General features: G+C 63.5%; 15 protein-coding genes and 1 pseudogene. 6 read left to right on the plus strand and 10 right to left on the minus strand.

Annotated elements, in window-relative coordinates:
• Positions 1 to 123: 123 nt before the first annotated feature.
• The 3 genes from EDL96_RS13015 to EDL96_RS13025 all read right to left on the minus strand — a co-directional run bounded on the left by EDL96_RS13015 (position 124) and on the right by EDL96_RS13025 (position 2,265).
• Positions 124 to 858 (minus strand): hypothetical protein, encoded by a 735-nt coding sequence (locus EDL96_RS13015; RefSeq protein WP_123826661.1) that lies wholly within the window; start codon positions 856 to 858, stop codon positions 124 to 126.
• 151 nt (positions 859 to 1,009) lie between these two features.
• Positions 1,010 to 1,318, minus strand: coding sequence for an SRPBCC family protein (locus EDL96_RS13020; RefSeq protein WP_233568900.1), 309 nt, complete (start codon positions 1,316 to 1,318; stop codon positions 1,010 to 1,012).
• Positions 1,319 to 1,380: 62 nt separating this feature from the next.
• Positions 1,381 to 2,265, minus strand: coding sequence for a LysR substrate-binding domain-containing protein (locus EDL96_RS13025; RefSeq protein ID WP_123826662.1), 885 nt, complete (start codon positions 2,263 to 2,265; stop codon positions 1,381 to 1,383).
• Between the two features lie 207 nt (positions 2,266 to 2,472).
• Between EDL96_RS13025 and EDL96_RS13030 the strand changes: the two genes are divergently transcribed.
• The 3 genes from EDL96_RS13030 to EDL96_RS13040 all read left to right on the plus strand — a co-directional run bounded on the left by EDL96_RS13030 (position 2,473) and on the right by EDL96_RS13040 (position 5,829).
• Positions 2,473 to 3,039, plus strand: a complete 567-nt coding sequence (locus tag EDL96_RS13030) for an MBL fold metallo-hydrolase (RefSeq protein ID WP_123826663.1) — start codon at positions 2,473 to 2,475, stop codon at positions 3,037 to 3,039.
• 158 nt (positions 3,040 to 3,197) lie between these two features.
• Positions 3,198 to 4,421 (plus strand): IS110 family RNA-guided transposase, encoded by a 1,224-nt coding sequence (locus tag EDL96_RS13035; protein WP_123826664.1) that lies wholly within the window; start codon positions 3,198 to 3,200, stop codon positions 4,419 to 4,421.
• A 139-nt stretch (positions 4,422 to 4,560) separates the two neighbouring features.
• Entirely contained in the window at positions 4,561 to 5,829 is a 1,269-nt protein-coding gene (locus EDL96_RS13040; RefSeq protein ID WP_123826665.1) for an IS256 family transposase, read from the plus strand.
• Between the two features lie 30 nt (positions 5,830 to 5,859).
• Here EDL96_RS13040 and EDL96_RS13045 read toward each other — a convergent pair whose 3' ends face one another.
• The 6 genes from EDL96_RS13045 to EDL96_RS13070 all read right to left on the minus strand — a co-directional run bounded on the left by EDL96_RS13045 (position 5,860) and on the right by EDL96_RS13070 (position 14,901).
• On the minus strand, positions 5,860 to 6,030 hold the full coding sequence (locus EDL96_RS13045) for a transposase (RefSeq protein ID WP_199732621.1): 171 nt from the start codon (positions 6,028 to 6,030) through the stop codon (positions 5,860 to 5,862).
• Positions 6,031 to 6,120: 90 nt separating this feature from the next.
• Entirely contained in the window at positions 6,121 to 6,477 is a 357-nt protein-coding gene (locus EDL96_RS13050) for a hypothetical protein (RefSeq protein ID WP_199732622.1), read from the minus strand.
• Positions 6,474 to 6,782 carry a transposase gene (locus EDL96_RS13055; RefSeq protein WP_199732623.1) on the minus strand — a complete coding sequence of 103 codons (309 nt, stop codon included), beginning with the start codon at positions 6,780 to 6,782 and terminating at the stop codon, positions 6,474 to 6,476. The genes EDL96_RS13050 and EDL96_RS13055 overlap by 4 nt, the downstream gene beginning before the upstream one ends.
• A 219-nt stretch (positions 6,783 to 7,001) precedes the next feature.
• Complete coding sequence (locus EDL96_RS13060; protein WP_123826666.1) at positions 7,002 to 10,013, minus strand: restriction endonuclease; 3,012 nt, start codon at positions 10,011 to 10,013, stop codon at positions 7,002 to 7,004.
• A gap of 2 nt (positions 10,014 to 10,015) precedes the next feature.
• A complete protein-coding gene (locus tag EDL96_RS13065) occupies positions 10,016 to 11,959 on the minus strand; it encodes a site-specific DNA-methyltransferase (protein WP_123826667.1) in 1,944 nt (647 codons plus the stop codon).
• 56 nt (positions 11,960 to 12,015) lie between these two features.
• Entirely contained in the window at positions 12,016 to 14,901 is a 2,886-nt protein-coding gene (locus EDL96_RS13070) for an SNF2-related protein (RefSeq protein ID WP_123826672.1), read from the minus strand.
• 511 nt (positions 14,902 to 15,412) lie between these two features.
• Between EDL96_RS13070 and EDL96_RS13075 the strand changes: the two genes are divergently transcribed.
• Positions 15,413 to 15,799: a hypothetical protein gene (locus EDL96_RS13075; protein WP_123826668.1), complete on the plus strand. Its 387-nt coding sequence runs from the start codon at positions 15,413 to 15,415 to the stop codon at positions 15,797 to 15,799.
• A 261-nt stretch (positions 15,800 to 16,060) separates the two neighbouring features.
• Positions 16,061 to 16,345 carry a hypothetical protein gene (locus tag EDL96_RS13080; protein ID WP_123826669.1) on the plus strand — a complete coding sequence of 95 codons (285 nt, stop codon included), beginning with the start codon at positions 16,061 to 16,063 and terminating at the stop codon, positions 16,343 to 16,345.
• 11 nt (positions 16,346 to 16,356) lie between these two features.
• Here the strand turns inward: EDL96_RS13080 and EDL96_RS13085 are convergent.
• A pseudogene (locus tag EDL96_RS13085) lies at positions 16,357 to 16,815 on the minus strand (transposase); the annotation flags it as partial.
• A gap of 51 nt (positions 16,816 to 16,866) precedes the next feature.
• Here EDL96_RS13085 and EDL96_RS13090 point away from each other — a divergent pair.
• Positions 16,867 to 17,949: IS30 family transposase (locus EDL96_RS13090; RefSeq protein ID WP_123826670.1), on the plus strand; the 1,083-nt coding region annotated here is incomplete at its 3' end.

Consider the following 17,949-nt stretch of genomic DNA (forward strand, 5'->3'; position numbering starts at 1 on the left):
GGTGACCTGTGAGCGATCCAGACCGGCGGCCGCGGACTTTGGCGCGTCGAGTGCCCCGGGCTCGAGGCATCCAAGCCCACCCACCGTCAGACCTCCAACCTCCACGACCTTAAGAGACACGCCCTAGAGCGTCGGTAGACAGAGGGCTGCCCCTTCCACGAAGTCGCGGAGCTTCTGGGAGGCCGTGATGACGTAGGCGGCCTGCAGATTGCTGAAGTGTGGGTTCTCGACCAGGGTCATGGTGTAGAGCTGGTCATCCTTGAACGGGGCCAGCAGGCCTCGCAAGCAGTCCTGGATGTCCTCGCGCTGAAGCAGGACCCACGTGCTGCGGTGGACGCGCTGCAGGACACGAATACCGTCCAGGAGTTCCACGAACGGGTCGTCGTCGGAGGTACCCGCCGTCACGGACAAGCCTCCGTCGTCGATGCCGGTGAGGACCCCGATGCACAACAGGAGTACGACGGTGACGCGGTTGCCGCTGATCAAGGCCTCCTGCAGGGCCGCGTCGATCTCCGGGGTGGCATCGCGGGCCGCGCGAGCCTGGGGTCGCAAGAAGGAGCGTGTACGTCCGGTGGGTTCTGGCTGGGGAGACTCGCGGATTTCGTAACGAAGCACGTAGGAACCGGGCACGGTGGGGTTCAAGGTACAGACCACGGGTGCGGGCTCGTTGGCCGGGGCAACCTCACCGGCCCCGGCGACCAGCAGGACGTTGGTGATCTGCTCGGCGGCTTCGAATGCTTCCCGTGCCAGGTCGTCGAAGACGATGCGGGGGTGACGGTGCACAGTGCGGTACTCGACCAGCACGGAATCGAAGGCCCGGGCCCCCGGGGGCGGGGCCGGGACGTTGAAACTGGGCATGAGGGGTTCCTGACAGGGGCCGTGGGCAGGCGCGGCAGAGCCTTTACCGCCACGAGCGGCTGCATGGCAGTGCAGTCACCCGACGGTCACAATGATGTCGCGTCAATCATTGGCCAACATGGTGTCGCGAGTGGGCCGTGACTGTGACCCCTCATGTGTCGACAGTGACCTCGACCTCACTCCCGGTGTCATTGCGCAGCACCCGCAACGGATTGTGCGTGGTCGAACCGTCCGGGAAGACGACGTCGTGGTCCAGGATGCCGTGTTCGACCGGGCCGACGAAGCGCACCTCCACCGTGCCCATCGGCGAATCCGTCAGCCAGCGTCCGGCCTCCTGCCGGATGCCGTTGCTGAGCCCCGCAGCCCACCTCGGGAGGTTGGCGGGATCGCCGGCAAAGCGCGCGACGACGTCCGGGGCGGCGTCGATGGACTGGGAGAGGTGCACGGCAGGCCAGGTCATGCGGAGAGCGTAGCTGGCGGTCGGACGCGGCACTCACGTCAGAGGCATTGGCGTCACGATCGTCAGGCTCCGCGGCGCGTTACGTCCAAGGCAAGACGGGCAAAGTCCTCCACCGGAGCGGAGCGATTGTCCCCCCGCAGGTACAGATAGGTGGTGGCCCTCGGCGCGTCCTGAATGGGCACGAACCGGATACCGGGGCGGTCATAGGTGGCCCGGGCCGATTCTCCGGCAATGTTCACGCCCAGCCCGGCGCCACACAGTTCCACCACTTCCTCGAAGTTGTGAGCCACGGGCAACGAGCGCGGTTCAGCGGTGTCGGCTGCGGTTACAGCGGTCAACCACCGGGCGGCCGCGGCTTCATCGGCGACCGTGACAAACGTCTCGCCAGCCAACTCGGCCAACCGTACCGACGATCGTCCGGCAAGCCGATGTTGCTCGTGCAGGACCAAGGCGCAGCCCTCCTCCCACAGGGGGATCGAGGTGAATTCCGGTACCGGGGCTTCGCCGATTTCAGAGACGAAGATGCAGTCCACCTCTGCCTGCGCCAGAGCCTTGTAGGCGCCGAGAAATCCCAGCTGCCGGATCTCCCAGTGCACGTCTGGCATCTCCCGCGCCGCTGCCGCCAGGATGGCTCGGAATCCGGGGCTGGAGACCATGAGGCCCACGCGGATGTGAGCTGGCCCCGAGTCATCTCGGGCCCAGGTCAGGACCTGGTCCATGGCCTCGACCACCGCCCGCGCCTGGGGCGCCAGTTCTCGGCCGTGATCTGTCAGCTCCACGGTGCGTGAGGTCCGGCGGAAGAGATTGCGAGACAAACGCCGCTCAAGGGCGGAGATCTGCTCGCTCAATGAAGACGGGCTGAGGTGCAGTTGCTGTGCGGCGCGTCCGAAATGCAGTTCCTGAGCCACGGTCAGGAAGCGCCGCAACTGATGAATGGTGAGGTTCATGTACCTGCCTGTTCGTGGAGACCGCGGCGTGAGCGCCTGTCCGCCCTGACCGGGGCGGTTGTTCCGGTGCCCCGAATGGTCTTTCGGCGGATCCTGCTGGCCCAGTCATTGTGACCCAGGACACTATTTACCCTCGACACCCCCATCGGGCCCGTCTGTACAGCGTCTCTGCTGCACAGGACCCGCCCGCTCAGAGGACGAGGACCCATGTGTGACACCCAGAAAACCCTGAGCTTCAACCCGCAGCGCCCCGAGGAGGGGAGCCCCGTATCCGGATCCAATGGCGTCGCCGCCACTCGTCGATCCATTCTCAAATCCACTTTGGCCCTGGGAAGCGTCGCCGCCACGGTTGGAGCGCTGGGGCGCGGGGCCATGGCACCCGCCTACGGCGTTGGCGCCGCCCCCGCTCAATCCGCGGGTCCCGCGCCCACCGGGGACCGGTTGGTCATGCTCGGCGTGGGTGGTGGACCCGTCGTCGCGGCCGGGCAGGCGAAGCCTGCATTGGCCCTGGTGGTCAACAACAGCGTCTACCTCATCGACTGTGGTCTGGACACCACCCGCCAACTGGTGGCGTCGGGTCTCGGATTCGGGAACGTGAAGAACGCTTTCATCACCCATCGGCACCTCGATCACACCTCCGGGGTGCCCGATCTTGCCCTTCACGGCTGGGTGGGCCGCCCCGTTACCTTTTCCGCGGTGCCTGGATCATCCAGGATGAGCAGGTGTCGGCCAGCCGGTCCTCGGCATGATCGTTGCCCCCAGTCGCACTCATGATCCGGGGGGTGTTGTCACCGAGGACCGGTCTGGTGATCACGGATCGCTGATAGAGGCGGGACTCTCCTCACGTGGGTCTTTGTAACGTGGATGCCGAGCGTGATCACCACAGGGCTGGCCAGCACGAACATGGCCCGACCAGCCCAGGAGCAACCGCCATGACCACCCCAACACCAGCCGTGTACATCGGCCTCGACGTCGGCAAATCCGACCACCACGCCGTAGCCCTCACCGCCGCAGGCGAGAGGGTCTACGACAAGGCCCTGCCCAACGACGAGACCCGGCTGCGGGCCATCCTCACGGACCTCGCCGCAGCTCACGGGCCGGTGCTGCTGGTGGTCGATCAGCCGGCCACGATCGGCGCGCTGCCCGTGGCCGTGGCGCAGTCCTGTGACGGTGTTGAGGTGGCGTATCTGCCGGGGCTGGCGATGCGCCGGATCGCGGACCTGCACCCCGGCTCGGCCAAGACGGATGCCCGTGATGCCGCGATCATCGCCGAGGCCGCCCGCACCATGCCCCACACCCTGCGATCCATCCGTGTCGATGACGAGCAGATCGCCGAGCTGGCCATGCTCGCCGGGGCCGACGATGACCTCGCCGCGCAGATCACCGCGGCCTCGAACCGGCTGCGCGGGCTGCTCACCCAGATCCACCCCGCCCTGGAACGGGTGCTGGGGCCCAGGATCACGCACCCGGCAGTAGCGGATCTGCTGGGCCGGTACCCGACCCCGGGCAAGCTGAAGACCGCAGGGCCCGGGCATGTGCGCGCCCGGCTGCGCAAGCACGCCCCCCGACTGGCCAGCTCCTTGACGGAGGAGATCTTCGAAGCCCTGGCCCAGCAGACCGTGGTCGTGGCAGGTACTGAGGCTGCGGCCACGGTGGTGCCGATTCTGGCCGAGCAGCTGGCAGGGCTGATCCAGCAGCGGGCAAGGCTGGCCACCCAGGTGGAGGCTGTGGTGGAGGCCCACCCTCTTCACCCGGTCCTGATCTCGATGCCCGGTATCGGGGTCAGGACCGCTGCACGGATCCTCACCGAGGTCGTGGGCAAGGACTTCGCCGATGCCGGGCACCTGGCCTCCTACGCCGGCATCGCCCCCGTCACACGCCGATCCGGGACCTCGATCCGCGGCGAACACGCACCCCGAGGCGGCAACAAGCGACTGAAGCGCGCCCTGTTCCTCTCAGCCTTCGCCTCGCTGCACCATGGCCCTTCGCGGGCGTACTACGACCGCAAACGAGCCCAGGGCAAACGCCACAACCAGGCTCTGATAGCCCTGGCCCGGCGCCGCACCGATGTGCTCTACGCGATGCTGCGGGATGGCACCCTGTACCAAGACCCGACCCCGCCTCCGGCGCCCTCGTCAGTCGCTCTGGTGGCTTGACGAAAACCATAGAGGCACCCCCCCCGTTGAGGGTGTGTCCCCTAGCGTGGTGGCAATCCCGGGGTGGCGTGGAGCTGCTGGTAGGCGATGAAGGGTCATCGCGGGACCTCCCAAATCGACCAAGAAATAGGGACCCGCGATGACCCGTCACCAGTCTGCCCTGTCTGCTCTCGTCAGTGAACTGCTCGAGGACCCCGACCTCGCTCACGAGGAGTTGTTCCGCCGGCTTCTCCAGGCCGGGCTCCAGGACCTGATCGATGCCGAAGCGTCTGTGAAGATCGGTGCTGACCGTTACGAACGCTCCCCGTCCCGCTCGACGCGCCGTAACGGCACCAGGGCAAAACGTCTGGCCACTCCTGCCGGGGAGTTGGATCTGGCGATTCCGAAGCTGCGGGCCGGGTCGTTCTATCCCGCGCTGCTGCATCCTCGTCGCCGGGTCGACAAAGCGCTCTGGGCGGTGATCTGCACGGCCTGGATCGACGGCGTCTCCACCCGGAAGGTCGAGGATCTCGTGCGGGCGCTGGGCAACGAGTCCGGGATCAGCAAGTCCCAGGTCTCGAGGATCTGCGGCGAGATCGACGAGGTCGTCGCGGAGTTCCTCCACCGCCGCCTGGACCACACCTGGTTCCCCTACCTGTTCCTGGACGCGACCTATCTCGACATCCGCCAGGGCGGGCGCGTCGTCTCCCAAGCCGTCGTGGTCGCCACGGGCGTTGCCGCGACCGGTCACCGAGAAGTGCTCGGCATGGCGATCGGTGACGCGGAGACCACCGACTTCTGGACCGAGTTCCTCCGCAGCCTGCGCGAACGCGGTCTGGCGATCTCCACCCCCGCCGCGCCCGAGGGCGTGCTTATGGTGACCAGCGACGCGCACTCCGGGTTGAAGCACGCGATCAAAGCCGTGCTGCCCGGCGCGTCATGGCAACGCTGCCGGGTCCATTTCGCTCGCAACATCACCCAGACGCTGGGCTCTGCGCGATCCAAGCCCGTCAACGCCCTGGTCTCCACGATCTTCGCCCAAACCAGCCCGGAGACCGTCCGGGACTCGTTCCAGCAGGTCACGGCATCGCTCGAGAGCTCGTTCCCGAAGATCACGGCAATGCTCAAGGACGCCGAGGCGGACCTGACCGCGTTCGCTGCATTCCCGATCGAGCACTGGCGCAAGATCTGGTCGAACAACCCCATAGAGCGCGTGAACCGTGAGATCAAGCGTCGCGCAAACGTGGTCCAGATCTTCCCCAGCCGAGACTCCGCGACCAGACTCGTCGGGGCCGTGCTCCAGGACCAGCACGAGGAATGGCAGTACGGCGAACGCCGCTACATCAGTGACATCTCCCTCCGCCGCCTCGCCGACATGCTCTCCACCGACACCCCCGAGACCGCCAGCCGGCTCCTCATGACCGCCTGACCCAAAAGCCACCACTCAAAGGGACTTGACCTAAATCCGCGGGGTCGCCCGCTGCATCGTCAGCCCCGTCTTGCGCAGCCAGTTGTAACCGGCGTTCTCGTGAACCCCAGCCGCTCGTGCCGCCGCGCGAACCGTTCCGCCACGATCAAGAATCCTGAAGAACTCATCCTTCTGCTCGTCGGTGTATCTCTTCTCCGCCACTGCAACACCTCTCCGCTAGGTGTTGCGACGACTGCTGGAATCCAAGCGGTCCAGTGCTCGGTGATGTCGGTCAACCACAGTTCGTTGACGTCATCGGCGGAGAAGTCCCGCTTCACGAGATCGTCGTGGACCGGTGGCCCGGGACGCTTCCCGTTCTTGCCGCGCTTCTTCGGCGAACACGGACCACCACTGGTTGTCCCGGCCGATCCTCCATGCCGTGCGCTCACACATCACTTCGCCAGCCTCTGCGGCTTCGCCGACCAGGAACCGGTACCCGTACTCGGGATCGTCGACGTGGGCGTCCAGCAGCGCGTTGGCGCGGTAGGCCTCAGTCAGCTCAGCCTGGGTGACCTGCTGGTGGCGCCAGCGGTAGTAGGGCTGGCGGGAGAGCTTCAGGACCCGCAGGGACACCGCGACGGGGATCCCGTCGGCGGCGAGCTCGCTCACCAGCGGGTAGAACCTTTTCCCGGCAGGTGCGCCCGGGACAGGTAGGCAGCGGCGCGGCGCAGGACCTCGTTCTCCTGCTGGAGCAGCCGGATCTGTTTGCGGGCCTCGCGCAGCTCGGTCGATTCCTCCCGTGTCCCGCCGGGGCGGTTGCCGTCGTCGATGTCGGCTTGGCGGATCCATTTGTGGAGCGCCATTTCGTGCACGCCGAAGTCCTTCGCGATCTGCGCGATGGTGATGCCGTCCTCACGGGACCGGGCCACTCGCACGACGTCGTCGCGGAACTCCTGGGGGTAGGGAGCGGGCATGGTGCACATCCTTCCAGGCCGCCCTGCGGGCAAGCCAGATCAGATGTCACCTAACGGTGCGGCAGTCCCTTTCCGCCGACGAGCAGGGTGTGCGGCTGGAAGGTCACCTGCCCGGATGCAATGCCCCGGAAGTTCTCAATCTCAAGCTTTCGGACCCTCACTGCGGAACCACCTGCAAGAAGGACAGCAAGGACTGCGATTCATAGTTCTCAGCCCGATTCACAGCTTCCAGCTCCCTGGCACCGAAACCGCGTAGTCCGGCACGCCGATCGCCTCGAAGTGCTGCTTCGCGGACTTGATCTTGGCGTTCTCCGTCGGGCGGCGCTTGATCTCGTCCTCGGTGCTCTTCGTCTCGCGGATCATGTAGACGCGCTCCTCGCCGTCCTCGTGCTTCACGATCGCCCAGTCAGGGTTGTACGGGCCGACCGGGGTGTCGATCTTGAACTTGTCGGGCAGCTTCATGAAGAACTTGATGTCCTCGCGGCCGTCGAGCAGTTCCGCGAATTGGCGCTCGGGGTCGGAGTCGTAGACGACGTAGTCGAAGTTCGACTTGTCCGCGTTCTCCAGCTTGTACATCTGGTCGAGGAAGCGTTCCTTCTCCTCCTCGCCGTCCTTGCGCAGCTCACGCAGCTCGTACACGGAGCCTGCGATCTTCTCGTACTGCACGCCATCGACGACGAGCTTCGCGAGCTCGGTCTGCATGAGGCGCTTGGCCATGGCGATGAAGTCGTTCGGGTTCGCGATGAACTCGCCCAGCCGGCCACTGCGGACAAGGACGTCGACGATGGTCTTGCGGGTGAGGGAAGTGGCCTCCTGCAGCTCTCCGATGATGTCGGGCAGGTCGTAGCTTCCGCGGAGTTCCTGTTGACGTGACCCGAGTTCCTGGCCCTTCGCGCCACCGCGGAGGACCTTCACGCCCGCGCGGGTGACCTGGATGCGCAACGGGTCGATGTCTGGTGCTTCCTTGATCGCCTTGACCGAGTTCTCGATGATCTTGTCGCGCTCCACCTCGACGCGGTACGTGGTGCGGCGGCTGATCGTCTCCCAGAACTTCTCGAACTCCGGGTTCGCGAACAGCTCCTTGTTGAGCTTGCGCGAGTGTCGCTTGCTCTTCGGCTTGACGTACTTGCCGATGTTGGCACGGCCGACCAGCTCGATGACGAACGGCTCGGCCCACATGAAGTCGACGGGCATGTTGAGGCTGAAGTCGAGCGTGTTCGGCTGGAACTTCGGCTGCACAACACCGTCCTTGTCGATGAACCTCTGCGCGAGCAGGTGCTCCCAGATCGACACAGACCCCTCATAGCCGAGGTTCTCATCGGTGAGCGACCCGTCGGGGTTCTGCAGCGGGATCTTCGAGAACTCCGCCTTGCGGACACGGCCGATCTCGACGCCCGCGTCCTTGTATTCCTTCTGGAGCGCATCGGCGAACTGCTTGTACGACTCGTTCGCGACCACCGTCAGCGTTGCGATGCCGCGGTCGGCCACGCGCTCATAGCCACCCGCGCTCTTCGCGACAGGCAGGCGCAAGCCACGTCCGAGCGTCTGGCGGCGCTCCGTCTCGGCGCCCATCTCTCGCAGGGTGCAGATCTGGAAGACATTCGGGTTGTCCCAGCCCTCACGCAAAGCTGAGTGGCTGAAGATGAATCGTGTCGGCTCGTTCTCGTCGAGCAGGCGCTCCTTATCTTGCATGATCAACTCGTATGCGTCATCCTCAGCCTTGGTCGCACCTGACTTCGAGACCTCCTGGAAGCCATCAGGTGCTCCCTTCTTGCCCTTGAGGACGGAGAAGTAGCCGCGACGCAACTCGGCCGGATCCTGCGGGAGCAGCGCCTGCCACTGTGGCGACTTGGCGCGTTCTTCACGGAACAGCTCGTCGAACCACTGCACGAACTGACCGTTCGCGTCGTTGTTGTTCGAGCCGTCGCCGAGGAAACTCTCGACCTTGTCGATGAAGAACAGGCTGAGCACCTTGATGCCCTTGGCGTGCAGTTGTGTCTCCTTGCGGAGGTGCTCTTTGATCGTCTCGCGGATCATCTCCTTGTAGATCGCGCCCGACGATCCTCCGATGCCTTCGCCCTGGTGCAGATAGCCGTGCAGCGTCAAGTCGACATAGGCGGGTTCGATGCTCATCCCGTTGACGCGCCAACCGTTATAGCTCGCGTTGTTCGTCAGCCGAGGATCGGAGAGCTCCTGGTTCTGTTTGACGTTCACCACGCGCCGCTCGAGTGACCCGTCCGCCTTCCGGCACGACAGCTCCAGCCGGGCAACCCAGCCCTTGTCGTTCTTGACCTCGACAAGCTTGATGTACGGCGTCGCATCAGCGCCTTGCTGTTGCACATCCGCCACAACGATCTGTTTCACCAGGCCGAGGTCGTGAGCATCGACGGGGTCAAGTCGGTAGACGACATTGCGGAGCTTCTTGTGCGTCGCGCTATAGCGCAACGTGAACACCGGGTCGAGTTCGCTCACGGCCGACTGAGAGAGCAGGGACTCCATGTTCTGCGGCTCGTCCATGATGACAACCGGATGCGTCGCCTTCAGGTAGTCGATCGGCTTAAGGCCGTTCAGCTTGTCCCGCGTCTGGTGGATGATGCGCGTCGCCGCGTTGCCACGGATCGAGTCAATCGTCATCACCATGATCTGCACGTTGGTCGACGTCGCGAACGACTGCACTTCCTCGGCCGTCTTACCGCTGTAAACCGACGAGTCGAAGGTGATGTTGCGCTTCTTGTACAGGTCCTCGAAGTGCGAACGCATGAGGCGAATGCTCGTGTTCACGCCCTCGCGGATCGCGACGCTCGGCACGAGGATGACGAACTTCGTGAAGTTGTACCGCTCGGCGAGCTCGAAGATGGTGCGGAGGTACACGTACGTCTTACCTGTACCCGTCTCCATCTCGATATCGAAGTCGAGCGCCGAGTCAACAAACAGCTTCGAGGCAACCTCGAGACCGTTCTTGTCCTGCACGCGCTGCAAGTTGGCCAGCACCGTGTCGCGATCGAGCACCAGGCGGTTACCAACGGCGCCCACCTCCTGCGAGAGATCGAGGTCGAGCGCCGCATTTTTCGTCTTTTTGACGGCGGCTACCTGGCCGCGCAACATCGTCTCCAGCTTCTCGGCATCCTTCGGCTGACCATCAAACAGGTCGACCACCGAATTAATCGCGTCGAGCTGGTACTGCTGGCCGGCGTCAAACTTGAATCCGCTACTCGCTGTGTTGTCTCCCATGATCAGGCCGTCCAGAGCTCGATGCCCTTGCTCTTACAGAGCTGAGACAGGTTGGTCTTGAGTTGGTCATCGCCCCGGAACGCGTCCTCGAGGACGATCAGGCGAGCGGGATCCTCATCGACTACGGCGCGCAGTTGCTCGAGTGTCGGCTTGACGTGCTCGTTGAGGTACGCGAGGACAACGCCGTCGCCCACCGAGCGCAGGTTGAGCCCGGCCACATCGACCGGAGCGATCTGCTCAGTCAACGAGTAGCCCTGCTTCAGGAGGATCTCTGAGAGGAGGTCATCGGCAGAGGCGGCATCGGCGCTGCTGCTATCGCGCAGGTCAAGCAGGTGCTGCTCCAGCTGGTTCAGATCAACGTCGCTGGCTTGCTGCCACTTTGTGAAACTCGTGTCGACGAGTGAATATGAGCGGAAGCCCAGATCGATTACTGCATCGCCGAGATCAAGACCCCCAGAACGCTCATTTGCGATCCGGTCAGCGGCAAGCACAATTCTTTGTCGAGCAACATCTGCAATCGACGAATGTCCCAGTCGTCGCGCGACGGAACCATCGGGTGTCGGCTCAGGCAACTGAACCTGAATGAACTTGCGGTTCCCACCATCCTCAGCATTCAGCGCCAAGACCGCGTGAGCCGTGGTTCCCGAGCCAGCAAAGAAGTCGAGGATGATCGCATCTGGGCCAGCCCCAATAGCGATCGCGTCTTTGATTAATGCCAGCGGCTTCGGAGTGTCGAAAGGAACTTCGCCGTGGAATAGATCCTTAATCAGTCGTTTACCGCTTCCGGTGTCATACTTTGAGTCAAGCCAGATAGTTTTCGGGCGAACGGTACGAGGCTTACCATTGACCATGTCTCGCATCTTTACGTAGACATTCCATCTGCCACCAACTTCGCGGGCAGTGAGTTCCGTCGCCTTGTTCGCTATAAATGTCTCGCGACCCCAACGCCAGTTGCCTTCGTTGCCCTGCGTGTCGAGGGGGAGAATCTCAACGGCGCCCGCCGTGTGCTCCAAGCTGAACTCGCCTTTCTGCGGGATGTAGTAGATCGGGTAGAACATATTCGGTCGATCTGAGCGACGCCAACTCGACCCAGTCTTTCGTAGACCAACTTCTTTATAGTTGCTGATCTGGTCGCGAAATTTAAACTCTGCTCGATATTCAGCGTCGGCCTCAAAGCCGCCGATCCAGGCCCTCTCGTTCGATTTCGCGCATACAAGGAGATACTCATTTGCAGTGGCGAAATACTCGTCGTCTGAACGTCCCTTGAGGTTGTTAACAACAGACACCACTCCCAGCACGTTGGACTCACCAAACACCTCTGAAGAGAGTCTCCGGAGATTCGCCATTTCGTGGTCATCGATTGAGATGAAAATCACGCCGTCGTCGGTCAGCAAATTCCGCGCGAGCTTAAGTCGCGGATACATCATGTTGAGCCAGTTGGAGTGGTAGCGCCCCTCGGTGTCGGCATTGGTCGAGAGCTTCTTGCCCTCCTCGTTGACCTGACGCGTCCATTCGAGGTAGGTGTCGAGCCCCTCCTTGTAATTGTCGGGGTAGACGAAGTCCTTGCCGGTGTTGTACGGCGGATCGATGTAGATCATCTTGATCTTGGCGTGATAGTGCTTCTGCAGGATCTTCAGCACCTCGAGATTGTCGCCCTCGATGAAGACGTTCTTGGTGGTGTCCCAGTCCTTCGAGTTCTCGAAGTCGGGGCGCAGTGTCGCCGTGGTCGGCTCCTGGGCAGCACGCAGGGCACGTTTCTTACCCGGCCAGAACAGCCCGAACCGCTCAATACTGTCGGCCGCGTCGCCGTCCAGCAGTTCCTTGAGCTTCTCCACGTCCACCTTGCCGTCGGCAATGACCTCGGGCATCAACTCGGCAAGCTGCGCTGCCAGCTCGGTCTGGAAGTTTGTGGTGGTGGATGGTGTTTCGTGGATTTCTTCGCTCATCGGGTATTTCTCTTTCCTCAGTTAACAGTTTCGATGTCTTTTGTGAACGCTGACCTTTACGCGACGATGCGCCAACGGATCGCGAACAGGTGCTCGGTGTCCTGAGTGCCTTGCAGGGATTGCTCGATCATGTCGAGCTTCTCGTCGATCTCGGCCTGCAGCTTGCGGCGTGCGTCGCGGAAGTCGTCGTCGGCTTCGTCCGCCCGGCGCTCCCACCTGCGGGCCTCGCGCTTGAGCTTGAGCTGCTCCATCGGGTCGTCCGCTTGCTTCGCCGCCTTGCGGGCTTCCTTCTCCTTGGTGCGGTACTCGCGGATCCTGCCCTCGTGCCCGGCCTTTCGGTCCTGCTGGTTGCGGTAGAGCAGTTCCTCCTGCTGGTCGTAGTAGCGGGAGTTGCGCCCCTGAACTTCTTTTTCTAGCTCACCGAGCCGCGCTTTGAGTTGTGGCTCGACCTTGGCGACGTCGACCGCGACGGGTTGTTCACCTACGCCTTGGCAGGCGAGGTCGAGGATGTCGGCGACGTATTCCTCGTCCAGGTACTGGCCGTCGTCGGTCATGCCACCGGCGAGCATGTACGACTCGGAGATGTCCTCGTCGCGTGCTCGCATCGTGAAGGTCAGCAAGTTGACCGTCAGCTCGCCGCTCTTGCCTTCTAGCGCCTTGACAGCGTTGCTGGCCCGCTTCGATTGGCCGAGCGAGAAGGTCAGTTCGCGCGGCGGCGTCTCGTGTGCCTTGGCGGTGTCTGCGACGTGCTGTGCGAGCGGGCTGGCGTAGCGGTACTGGTGCGCGTTCGGGAGCGGCTTCGACTTGAAGTAATAGCGACCCGTTGGCGCGTCCCCGGTAGGTGCTTGGTTCAGGGCAAAGGTGCGGCCGTCACCCTCGAACGTCGCGACATCGCGGAGTTCGTGCTGGGTGATCGCAAGCAGGAGCCGCTCGAACTTGTTGAGCACGTCGCCCGACTGCTCGTCGTACGCCTTCAGCCGATCCTGCACATGCGGGTCGAGGTGGTCGAAGACCTTAGCCTTGGCGCTGGCCATCTCCTTCGAGATCTCGCCTGCGTACTGATCCTCAAGCTGCTTGAATGCCGCATCGATCTCGCCGGCCGTTTTGCAGCGGGTGAGGATGTCGCTGATCCGCTTCTCGAAGTCGAGGCCGTCCTCCACTGCGCCAAGCACCTCGTCGGAGGCGCCGAACACGCTCGAGAACAGCTGGAACTTGTTCGTCAGGAGTTCCAGGATGCGCTGCTCCGCGACGTTGCCCTTGTTGCTGAAGTTCACGACAACGACGTTGTGCTTCTGGCCGAAGCGGTGCACGCGGCCGATGCGTTGCTCGACGCGTTGCGGGTTCCACGGCAGGTCGTAGTTGACGAGCATCGAGCAGAACTGCAGGTTGATGCCCTCCGCCGCTGCCTCGGTGGCGATCATGATCGTGCCTTGCTCGCGGAAGTAGTCCACGAGGGCCTTGCGGCGATCGACTGCCGGGATGCCGGTGATCAGGTCGCCGTCCTTGTTGGCCGTCAGCCACGTCTGGTAGATCGCCGTCTGCTCGGGTGAGGTGTTCGAGCCGTTGAACAAGACGACGCCTTCGCCGCGACCGGCGTCGGCCAGTGTGCGGGCAATGTACTCCTGCGTCTTGGTCGATTCAGTGAAGATGATCGCCTTCTCGGCGGCGCCCAGCTCACGCAGACGCTCGAAGCCCATATCGAGGGCCTCGTTCAGCTTGACCGCCTTCTGGTTGACCGTGATCGAACGGGCCAGCGCGGCGTACTCGCGAAGCTCATCGGCCTCGGCGCGCATGCGCTTGAGAGTCTCGGCGTCGAGCTGCGTGCTGGAGGTCTGAACCGTCGTCTCCTCGGCCTCCTCGACGATCTCTTCCTCGAGTTCGTCACCAGCCTCAAAGTCGGCCAGGAACAGCCCACCTCGGTTGTCACGGAGCTTGCCAGCGGCCACCTCGTCTGCCAGGCGGTTGGCGATGTTTTCCAGGGTGCTCGCCACGGCATATGTCGACGAACCGAGGCGCTTGCGAATGATGAGCGCCGAGAGATGGCGCTGCGATCCCGCGAACGCGAACAGCTCATCGCGCTGCAGGTAGTCGTTGACCAGGTCGTACAGGCTCACCTCGTCGGGCGACGGCGTGAACTCCACCGTCAGCGGCATTCGCTTGGTGAACCGGATGTACTTGTTGGCGTCCTTGCGGAGCGTGCGCTTAGAGATCGCCGCTACACGCTCGACCAGGTCGTCGTCGCCGGTCAGGTCGCGGCTCTTGATGTAGCGCTCACGGAACGCGTCGAGCGAGTAGAAGTAGTCGGGGTCGAAGATCGACACGAGCCCGTACAGCTCCTCGAGCTTGTTCTGCAGCGGTGTCGCCGTGAGCAGCACCGTTTTGTGCGCGCTGCGGGCGACGTGCGAGACAGCCTCCGCCACCTTGGCCTTGCCGTTCCAGTAGCTGCGCAGGCGGTGCGCCTCGTCGGCCACCACCAGATCCCACGACTTCAGCAGTGCGGTCTCGTGGCGGAAGGCGAACTCATACGAGCAGATGAGCACCTCAGCGGCGCGGGTGTCCGTCCTCGCGAGCAGCGCGTCTTTCGACCTGGCGTCGAGGATCGTGGATGGGATCAGGAACTTCTCGTACAGTTCCTGCTTCCACTGCTGACGCAGGCTCGAGGGCGCGATGATCAGGATGCGTCGCTTGCGCTCGGCCCAGTACTGCGAGATGACGATGCCCGCCTCGATCGTCTTGCCGAGGCCGACCTCGTCCGCCAGGATCACTCCCGACAGGAACGGAGTCTGCAACGCGAACAGTGCCGCATCGATCTGGTGTGGCTTCGGCTCGACCTGCGCGTCGAACAGCAGGCCGGCGAGCTTGCCGACGTGGTCATTGGCGTAGCTGCGCTGCAGCTCATGGGCGAAGTACTTCGACTGGTAGTCGGTGAGGGGAGCTGTCATCGGCGGCCCCTCACGGTGGGGCAGGGCAGACACATGGAAGCTACGGCGGCCAGGCGGCCGTCGCAGCGGATCGATCCGGCCGCTCTGCGCTTCATCAGCGTCATGCTCCTCCGCGCCGAGGGCGCGTCTTAAGTTGTGCTCATAGAGGTTCGTGTCCAAAGATACCGGGGACCTCCGACACTGCCAGCGTGCCGCGTCGCCTCGGGCGGGTTGGGCTGCCGCAGGCGGGAGCCGGACGGCTCGACCGGGACACTGCGATCTGCCTTCATTTTCGCACTCTCATGCATTCAAAGGAATACGCCTTGGTGGGCAAACTCTGCAATATCCACATCTGCGTTGTAAAAAGTACGTCGATGAAAGCTTGAACAGTCGCCGGAATTTCCTCATAATCTGCACACAGATATATAATACAAATTACATACAAAACGCGGGAAACTCACAGTAAGCGGCCACCTACCAGGAGGTCTATCCGCCACGACTCGCCAACATTCTCGTTCCCACCGGTGTCGAGGTGGGCGACTGGTACTTCACCGTGCATGTGCCCGGCACCTCCGGCAGCGCACAGATCGCGGAGCTGACCGAGACGCTCACCGAGCTCGCGGCCGACCGCGACACCGCCCTGCGCATCTTCCTCGGTCTGCCCCACGTGAATGCGATGAGCGGGGACATCATGGAGGACTTCCACCTGCAGTACATCGGTGTCTACAGCTCCGTCGAGGACGCACTGCACGAGCTGGCAGAGGTCGACGAGCGCGAACGAGACGTCATCGAATACGCCGAGGAACGCCAGCTCATCATCGAACAGGTCACCCCGGACTACGACGCGCTCCGTGAGCAGATCGCCGACGGGTTCGATCTGGTCGAACACGAAGGGCGCGCCTATGTGTTCTCCAAATAGACGCGGCCGTCCGCATCACGGTCAGGCGGTGTTCTCCACGGGCAGACGGAAAGCGTTGCGGAATAGTCAACACCTGCAAATAGCGCGGTCAGGCGAGGTGAAATGGGATCGTAAACGGAGAACGCAACCGATGGCACATCATGCTTCGGGCCTGCGCCCCGGCCCGGTCAATCTCGGGGCGCCGCTCCCACACCACCGCTCTCTCAATCCGCGACACGCTGCTCGCGGCAGGGAGCTGCTCTCACCAGAAGGAGGGCAGCCATGAGCCTGCCTGACACCAACCTCGCACCGTTCGCCTTCGACGGGCTCCCACCCGCGCTGGCGCCGGTCAAGACCGAAAACGAACCCCGCGCCGACAGCAGCGCCGTCTCGTCAGCGCCGACCGGAGCCATCGATGCGCCACCGGGTAGCCGAGCCGTCATCTATCTGCGGGTCTCCAGTAAGGGGCAGGTGAACACCGACTACGACCCGGAGGGCATCTCCATCCCCGCCCAGCGCACCTCCTGTGAACGCAAGGCCGAAGGGGACTGCCGCACCGTTAGGTGACAGTTGGGGTGTTAGGCCGCGAGGCTCACGGCGGGGTTCATGATGGTCTCGCATTCGATGGGGGTCAATCGACCCAGACGAGCCTGTCGGCGGCGGCGGCGATACTTGCGTTCGATCCAGGTGACGATCGCGATCCGGAGCTCTTCTCGAGTCCGCCACCGCTTGCGGTCCAGGACGTTCTTCTGCAGCAGGGCGAAGAAGGACTCCATCGCCGCATTGTCCCCGGCGGCACCGACTGTCCCCATCGACCCGATGAGGTGATGACGGTTCAGCGTCTGCACGAAGCTCCGCGCTCGAATCTGAGATCCGTGATCCGAATGCACGATGCAACCAGCCGCATCACGACGCCGGGATACCGCGTTGTTCAGGGCGTTCACCGCGAGGCGGGCCTTCATCCGGTCGCTGATGGAGTAGCCGACGATCCGGCCGGAGAACACGTCCTTGATCGCGCAGAGGTAGAGCTTGCCTTCGGCCGCTTGGATTCCAGCAGTCGTCGCAACACCTAGCGGAGAGGTGTTGCAGTGGCGGAGAAGAGATACACCGACGAGCAGAAGGATGAGTTCTTCCGGATTCTTGATCGTGGCGGAACGGTTCGCGCGGCGGCACGAGCGGCTGGGGTTCACGAGAACGCCGGTTACAACTGGCTGCGCAAGACGGGGCTGACGATGCAGCGGGCGACCCCGCGCATTTACCCGCCGGAGTTGAAGGAGGAGTTCCTGAGGCTCGTTCGTGAGCGGCAGATCATCTCGACCGTTGCACGTGAGCTGGGCATTCGTCGCCCCACCGCGTACGCGTGGGCGCGGAAGGCGGGGATCTCCACGAGCGAAGCACGCCGGGTCAACCCGCGGCGCGAGGAGTTCCTCCGTCTGAGGGCGGCGGGGCTCACACGCGCGGAAGCCCGGGCACGAGTCGGCGCAGACGCGAGGTCGGCAACCGATTGGGACAAGGGCATCACCATCATCAGCCGCGGAAGGATCTATCCCGACGGTCGCATCGTGCGCTACCCCGAGCAGAACAATGGGGACATGCCTGAACGAAGAACCCGCGCAATCGGTGGAAGCGTCGATCTGAACATCGTGGAGAAGGTCATCCACGGTCGATACGTCAGCCTTCTTGAGCGAGAACAGCTCCAGGACCTGCGCCGTACGGGACTCTCCATCCGACAGATTGCGGCGGAGATGGGCCGGTCGCCGTCGACGATCAGCCGCGAGTTACCTCGCAACACGGTCTCCACCCGCGGATACATGCCCCACACCGCGCACCGACTCTCGGTCAAGCGGCGATCCAGACCGCGTCAGCCGAAGCTCCTCGCCCATGACGCCCTCCGGTGCTACGTGCAGGAGAAACTGAAGTTGAAGTGGTCTCCGCAGCAGATCAGTCACCGACTGGTCAAGGACTTCCCGGCCGCTCTGGAGATGCGGGTGTGCACCGAGACGATTTACCAGGCGATCTATGTCCATGCGCGCGGCGAACTGAAGCGTTCACTCGGACAGCAACTTCGGCGCGGGAGGGTTGCGCGGAAACCACACCGGCAGGCCGATGCGCGACGTCCACGATTCGTCGATCCGATGAACGCCATCAGCAACCGACCGCCCGTGGTCGAT

The organism is Kocuria soli (assembly GCF_003797835.1).
GTDB lineage: Bacteria > Actinomycetota > Actinomycetes > Actinomycetales > Micrococcaceae > Kocuria > Kocuria soli.

Coding starts and splice junctions, on each gene's coding strand:
- EDL96_RS13015 (WP_123826661.1), bottom strand. CDS start 858: ATGCCCAGTTTCAACGTCCCGGCCCCGCCCCCGGGGGCCCGGGCCTTC.
- EDL96_RS13020 (WP_233568900.1), bottom strand. CDS start 1,318: ATGACCTGGCCTGCCGTGCACCTCTCCCAGTCCATCGACGCCGCCCCG.
- EDL96_RS13025 (WP_123826662.1), bottom strand. CDS start 2,265: ATGAACCTCACCATTCATCAGTTGCGGCGCTTCCTGACCGTGGCTCAG.
- EDL96_RS13030 (WP_123826663.1), top strand. CDS start 2,473: ATGTGTGACACCCAGAAAACCCTGAGCTTCAACCCGCAGCGCCCCGAG.
- EDL96_RS13035 (WP_123826664.1), top strand. CDS start 3,198: ATGACCACCCCAACACCAGCCGTGTACATCGGCCTCGACGTCGGCAAA.
- EDL96_RS13040 (WP_123826665.1), top strand. CDS start 4,561: ATGACCCGTCACCAGTCTGCCCTGTCTGCTCTCGTCAGTGAACTGCTC.
- EDL96_RS13055 (WP_199732623.1), bottom strand. CDS start 6,782: ATGCCCGCTCCCTACCCCCAGGAGTTCCGCGACGACGTCGTGCGAGTG.
- EDL96_RS13060 (WP_123826666.1), bottom strand. CDS start 10,013: ATGGGAGACAACACAGCGAGTAGCGGATTCAAGTTTGACGCCGGCCAG.
- EDL96_RS13065 (WP_123826667.1), bottom strand. CDS start 11,959: ATGAGCGAAGAAATCCACGAAACACCATCCACCACCACAAACTTCCAG.
- EDL96_RS13070 (WP_123826672.1), bottom strand. CDS start 14,901: ATGACAGCTCCCCTCACCGACTACCAGTCGAAGTACTTCGCCCATGAG.
- EDL96_RS13080 (WP_123826669.1), top strand. CDS start 16,061: ATGAGCCTGCCTGACACCAACCTCGCACCGTTCGCCTTCGACGGGCTC.